This is a genomic window from Pseudomonas sp. NBRC 111130, assembly GCF_001320485.1.
Classification (GTDB): Bacteria; Pseudomonadota; Gammaproteobacteria; order Pseudomonadales; family Pseudomonadaceae; genus Aquipseudomonas; species Aquipseudomonas vlassakiae.
This window is the reverse complement of record NZ_BCBG01000007.1, coordinates 23,951-30,007: the sequence shown is the minus strand read 5'-3', so window position 1 is coordinate 30,007 and position 6,057 is coordinate 23,951. Positions and strand designations below refer to the sequence as shown.

The following is a 6,057-nucleotide window of genomic DNA, read 5'->3' as shown; positions in this document are numbered from 1 at the left end:
TTCCAAAAAAGAAGACGCCCTAGGGCGTCTTTTTTTGTGTCCGGATTCAGAAACCCATCGATCCGCAGGCGCTGCACTGGCCCGCAGCATGCTCCGCCTGGCCTGCCAGGCCGGGCCGGGCCTTTACACAACGCCTTGAAACAACTTCAAGCCGCTCTGCTCTTGAGGGCGGCTGTTCAAACGCGCCCCACCGCCCGCCTCACCTTGTCCAGCAACTCGCCCAACCGAAACGGCTTCACCAGCATATCCATCCCCACCCCCAGAAACGCCTGCCGGTCCAGCGCTTCATCGGCATACCCGGTCATGAACACCACCGGCAACCCTGGCCTGCAAACCCTGGCCATATCCGCCAGTTCGCGCCCGCTCAGGGTCGGCAGCCCCACATCGGTCAACAGCAAATCCGGCCCTGGCTCGTGCCGCAGATGGAAAAGCGCCTCGTCGATCGTCGATGCCAGTGTGCAGCGGTAGCCTGCGTCGGTCAGTGCCTCGGCCACCGACAGGCGCACCGAAGCCATGTCCTCGACAATCAGCACATGCTCGCCATTGCCGCGGGCATCTTCCGCCACTTCGCGGTGCGGGGGCACGGCGATATCCTCGGTGGCGGGCAACATCAGGGTCACCTCGGTGCCTTCACCCAATACGCTGCGCAGCACTACGTGGCCGCCCGACTGCCGGGCGAAGCCGTATATGGTCGACAGCCCCAAACCGGTCCCCTGGCCCAGCGGTTTGGTAGTGAAGAACGGGTCGAAAACCTTGTCGAGCACATCAGGCTCGATGCCGCTGCCGTTGTCACGCACCGTCACCGCTACATAGGGACCGTCTTGCAGGTTGGGGTCGCCATGGACCAACGCCGTACAGGTCTTGACCCAGATCTGCCCGCCCTTGGGCAGGGCATCACGGGCGTTGATCACCAGGTTGAGCACGGCACTTTCCAGCTGCACGGGGTCGACCAGGGCGATGGCAGGATGGGTAGACAAATCCAGGCTGAGGGTGACGCGTTCGCCGATGGTGCGGGCGAGCAGCTCCTCCAGCGAGCTGACGTGCTGATTGACGTCCACCGGCCGGGTGTCCAGCGGTTGCTGGCGAGCGAAGGCCAACAGGCGGTGGGTCAGCACGGCGGCGCTGTTGGCGGAACTGAGCGCTGCATCGACGTATTTCGGCACCTTTTCCATGCGGCCTTCGGTGACGCGTTTGCGGATCAGCTCGAGGCTGGTGATCACGCCCGTCAGCAGGTTGTTGAAGTCATGGGCGATGCCACCGGTCAGGCTGCCCAGGGCTTCCATCTTCTGCAACTGCAGCAACTGGGCCTCGGTGCGCGCGTGCTCGGCGACTTCCTTGGCCAACTGCGTGGTGGCGTCGTCCAGGCGCGCCAGGTGCGAGCGTTCGCGATGGAGGTGCTCGGTGATGTCTTCGATGAACACCAGGCAAAGCCCAGGCGCGCGATACGGTGACAGCTGCCATTCGGTATCGCGCCGCTCGCCGTGCAGACGCATGCCCAAGTTGCCGCGCCAGCGCTTGCCGGCGCGCAGGTGCTCGCGCAGTTCTTCCAGCACCAGTGCCTGGCCTTCGGCAAAGCACTCGCGCAGTTGCTGCGGGTCGCGGTTGTCCTGCATCAGGTGGGCGAATGCGTGGTTGCATTCATGCACCTTGAAGGCGGCGTCGAGCACGGCGATAGGCGCCGATACGCTGCGGAAGATTTCCTGAAAACGCGCCTCGCTTTCGCGCAGCGCACGTTCGCTGTCGCGTACCCGCAATAGCGTACGCAGGGTGGCCAGCAATACGTCCGGGTCGACCGGGTGGATCAGGTAGGCATCGGCACCGGCGTTGAGGCCTGTGATGATGTCGCCGCTCTGGATCGATGCCGCCGAAACGTGGATCACCGGCAACAAGGCTGTGCCCGGGTCCTGGCGCAGCAGGCGAACGATATCGAAACCGCTCATGTCGGGCAGGTTGACGTCGAGGATGAGTGCATCCACCTGCTGCTCCCTGATCAGCGCCAACCCTTCGCCGCCGGTGCCGGCTTCGAGCACCTCATAGCCATGCACGCCCAACCGCCGGCGCAAGGCGTAGCGGGTGGCCGCGTTGTCGTCGACGATCAGCAGGCGCACATCAGGTTTCATCGGCGTTCTCCTGGGCCAAGGCCAGCGGGATGATCACGAAGAAGCATGAGCCGATCCCTGGTTCGCTGGTCACGCCCACCTCACCGCCCAGCAGCGTGGCGAAGCGCTTGCACAGCGACAGCCCCAGGCCGGTGCCGCGCAGGCGTTTCTGCAGCGGCGAGTCGACCTGGGCGAAATCCTCGAACAAGGTGTTCAACAGCCCGGTAGGGATGCCGATGCCGGTATCGCTGACGGCGAAGCGGATCTTGTTTTCGCCTTGCAGTCGGGCAGAAACGCGCACCTCTCCGCGCGAGGTGAATTTCACGGCGTTGGAGATGAAGTTGCGCAGGATCTGCGCAAGCTTCTTGTCGTCGGTGTACAACCTTGGCAGGCCGACCGGCTCTTCGAAAATCAGGTCCACCGCGCTGGCGTCGACAATTGGCCGGAACATTCCGCGCAGGGCCGCGAACAGGTCGAGCATGTCGAACCAGGCCGGCGAAATGGTGATGCGCCCGGCCTCGATCTTGGCCAGGTCGAGGAGGTCGTCGACCATGTCCGACAGCTCGCGGGTGGCGGTACTGACGAACGCGACCTGGCGGTGCTGCTCTTCGGACAAGGGGCCATCCAGTTCGTCGGCCAGCAGGCTGGTGATGCTCAGGATCGAGCCCAGCGGTGTGCGGAATTCGTGGCTCATGTAGGACAGGAAGCGGCTTTTCAGGTCCGAAGCCTGGCGCAGTTGTTCAGCCTGGATGTCCAGTTCGGCATACAGCGCCAGCACGCCCTGGTTGGTCTCGTCGAGTTCGGCGCGCAGTGCCTGGTTTTCGGCCTGCAGGCGGGCGACCAGTGCCACTGGGTCGGTCAAGGGTTCAGCCATGGGTGGGCTCCAGGTCGACGACCAGCACTGTCACATCATCCCGCCCACGGCAGAAATCACGGTGCAGCACGGTCGCGATCACGGCCGGATGGCGATGCACCAGGCCAGGGTAGTCTTGAAGGTTCCAGCGCGATTGCAGGCCGTCGCTGTACAGGATGAGCAGGTTGCCGTTTACCTGAGCGTAGTCGAAGGCCTGCGCCTTGCGGTACTGGCCGCCGACAATGCCCGGCAGCGAGGCCAGGCCACGTGCCTGGGCGCCCTGGATCAGGCTGGCGCCGATATTGCCGATGCCGGCGAAGGACAGGCGGTTCTGGCTGGCATCATGCTGGGCGATGGCGACAGCGCCACCGCGGGTGCCGACCATTGCCCGGTGCAGCCGCTCGATCAGCAGCAGCGGATCGATGAATGCATCGGCAGCGAAGGCCACAGCGCCTGCCTGCGCGGCCGTCTCGGCATCTGGCCCGTGGCCCAGGCCATCCACCAGCAGCGCGCTGAGGCGGTTGCCGTCGATCGCCACGTGCCAGGTGTCGCCACAGGCCGGGTCGTCATGCAGGGCGTGATGGCTCACGCCGATACGGATGTCGTGACCGGCGTCCTGGCGCCGGTACAAGCGCGCCATGATCACCGAACCTCGCGCATCGGTATATACGTCGAACACCTGCGCCAGGCGCGCAATGGCACCCAGGCCAATGCCTTGGGTGCCGCCGGTGGAATAACCGTCGGCCAGGCAGGTGGCGGTATCGAAGCCCTGCGCCCGGTCCACGGCCAGCAGTTCGACGCCGCAGCCGTTGGCGCCGGGTATCGCACGCAGGTGCAGCTCGCCGCGTTGTGCATGCTTGAGCACATTGCTGCTCAGTTCGGTCGCCAGCAGGGCCACGCGCCCGGCATCTTCACTGTCGAAGCCTTGTTGCTCGGCCAGTTTCTGCGCCATGCGCCGGGCGTGGCCGACCTGGCTGCTGTCTTCCAGCGGCAACACCAGCGTGAGGCTGGCATGGATGTTCATGCCCATCGCGTGATCGTCACTCGTGTGCCCTCGCCTGGCGCGGTGTCCAGTTCAAATTCGTCGACTAGCCGCCTGGCTCCGGTCAGGCCAAGGCCCAGACCATTGCCGGAGGTCCAGCCGTCGGTCAGCGCCAGGTTGATGTCGGGGATGCCCGGGCCTTCATCGCGGAACACCAGGCGCAAGCCGGTTCGCCCGGCCTCTTCCAGCACCTGCCAGTCCATGTCGCCGCCACCGCCGTAGACCACGGTGTTGCGCGCCAGCTCGCTGACCGCGGTCACCAGTTTGGTCAGGTCCACCAGGCGCATGCCGCATTCGCCGGCCAGCTTGCGGGCCAATTGACGGGCCAGCACCACGTCCTGCTCGATACGCACCGGCAGACTGCCACTGTCATGGGCATTCATACGCGCCTCACGGTCTGGCGCAGGCGCTGCATGCCACGCTCGACGTTCAATGCCGTGCTGACACCGGGCAGGTTCAGGCCCAGCTCCACCAGGGTGATGGCCACCGCTGGCTGCATGCCAACCACCATCACCTGGGCGTCCATCAGCCGCGACAGGCTGGCGATGTCGGCGATCATCCGGCCGATGAAGGAGTCGACCATGTCGAGTGCTGAAATGTCGATCAGCACGCCACGGGCCGAGGTGCTGCTGATACGGTCGGTAAGATCGTCCTGCAGGCGCATGGCCAGTTCGTCATGCATGTCGACCTGAATGGTCACCAGCAAGAATTCGCCCATTTGCAGGATCGGTATGCGTTCCATGGCCTTATCCCCGCTCGGCCAGGCTCACACCCAGGCGTGACAGGGCCAGTTTCAGCGCGTCGGCAAGGTTGGCCTTGGTGGTCAGCGTGCCCAGGTCGAGCCCCAGGTGAACGATGGTCTGGGCGATCTGTGGGCGCACCCCACTGATGATGCAGTCGGCCCCCATCAGGCGGATTGCAGTCACCGTCTTGAGCAGGTGCTGGGCGACCAGGGTATCGACGGTCGGCACGCCGGTGATATCGATGATGGCGATTTCCGAACCGGTGTCGACGATGCGTTGCAGCAACGATTCCATCACGGTCTGGCTGCGTTGCGAGTCCAGGGTGCCGATCAGCGGCAGCGCCACCACGCCGTCCCACAGTTTGACCACGGGGGTGGATAGCTCCAGCAGCTCTTCCTGCTGACGCTTGATCACCGCTTCGCGGGTTTTCTGGTAGGTGCGCATGGTGTGCATGCCCAGGCTGTCGAGCAGTTCAGAGATGGCCCACTGCTGCTCGGCGAGGCGCGCAGGCTCATCGCTGTAATGGGCCTGGAGCAAGCCAAACAACGGGCCTTTGAGGGCGAAGATGAAGAACACCGTCTGGTGCGAATCATGACCGAGCTGGGCGCGGCTGGCAGACAACTTCTCCAAAAAGCGCCGGGTTTCCTCCCATTCACCCGTGGCGACATTGCTGTCGCCATCCGATTGCATGCCTTGCGACAGCAGCTGGATGAATTCGCGGGCTTCCTGGTTGAGCGTCTGCTCTTTGATGTTGCGCGTGGCGCCGCTGGCTTCCAGGGCCGCAAGCCACCCATTGATCAGCTGAGCCTGGTTTACCTTGATTGCTTCCAACGTGCTGCCTTGCAATGCTGCCATGTGCCTTTCGCTCCTGTGCGTTAAGGTCGGCATCCTCAGGTGGGCGCCAGTCTGTTGAGAGTGACATCTTCACATTCAAATAGTTGTGGCGCACGGGAAAGATAGTTGCAATGGGCCATATCAGCGCGCTGTCTCAACACCCAGGTGGGGCAGCGAGCAGTTCAGCAGCGCACCGACAAGCTCAGCGAACACCAGGGCCGCGCTTCAGGCACAGGGCAGCAGCGCCTGGCATCCATCCATGAAGGCCTGCTGCACGAGGGGCACGATGGTTTGACCCGAGCTCAAGCGCCGTCATCAGAAACAGTTCCCAAGGCGTAGAACTCGTGCAACTTGGCCTGCAGTAGTGCCTTGTCTGGCAGTCGTGTCTGGTACTCCGCAATCAAAGCGGGTGACAAGCTGCAGTTGAGCGCGTATTCGACCCAAAAAGCAAAGGGCACCCATCCACTGGGTGCCCTCGTCTTTGTT

6 protein-coding genes and 1 pseudogene are annotated in these 6,057 nt (G+C 63.9%); all 7 read right to left on the bottom strand.

The features are described from left to right. Positions 1–176: 176 nt before the first annotated feature. A complete protein-coding gene (locus APH33_RS04265) occupies positions 177–2,120 on the bottom strand; it encodes a response regulator (protein WP_054883955.1) in 1,944 nt (647 codons plus the stop codon). Beyond that, positions 2,110–2,973: a sensor histidine kinase KdpD gene (locus APH33_RS04260; protein WP_054883954.1), complete on the bottom strand. Its 864-nt coding sequence runs from the start codon at positions 2,971–2,973 to the stop codon at positions 2,110–2,112. Before APH33_RS04260 ends, APH33_RS04265 begins: the two co-directional genes overlap by 11 nt. Then, complete coding sequence (locus APH33_RS04255) at positions 2,966–3,976, bottom strand: ATP-binding protein (RefSeq protein WP_054883957.1); 1,011 nt, start codon at positions 3,974–3,976, stop codon at positions 2,966–2,968. The genes APH33_RS04260 and APH33_RS04255 overlap by 8 nt, the downstream gene beginning before the upstream one ends. Beyond that, entirely contained in the window at positions 3,973–4,377 is a 405-nt protein-coding gene (locus APH33_RS04250) for an anti-sigma regulatory factor (protein WP_054883953.1), read from the bottom strand. The genes APH33_RS04255 and APH33_RS04250 overlap by 4 nt, the downstream gene beginning before the upstream one ends. Continuing rightward, complete coding sequence (locus tag APH33_RS04245; protein WP_054883952.1) at positions 4,374–4,736, bottom strand: STAS domain-containing protein; 363 nt, start codon at positions 4,734–4,736, stop codon at positions 4,374–4,376. The genes APH33_RS04250 and APH33_RS04245 overlap by 4 nt, the downstream gene beginning before the upstream one ends. 4 nt (positions 4,737–4,740) lie before the next feature. Further along, the gene (locus APH33_RS04240; protein ID WP_054883951.1) at positions 4,741–5,592 is read right to left on the bottom strand and encodes an STAS domain-containing protein; all 852 of its coding nucleotides are present in this window, start codon (positions 5,590–5,592) and stop codon (positions 4,741–4,743) included. A 281-nt stretch (positions 5,593–5,873) separates the two neighbouring features. Continuing rightward, a pseudogene (locus tag APH33_RS27135) lies at positions 5,874–6,011 on the bottom strand (DUF1016 domain-containing protein); the annotation flags it as partial. Between the last annotated feature and the right edge of the window lie 46 nt (positions 6,012–6,057).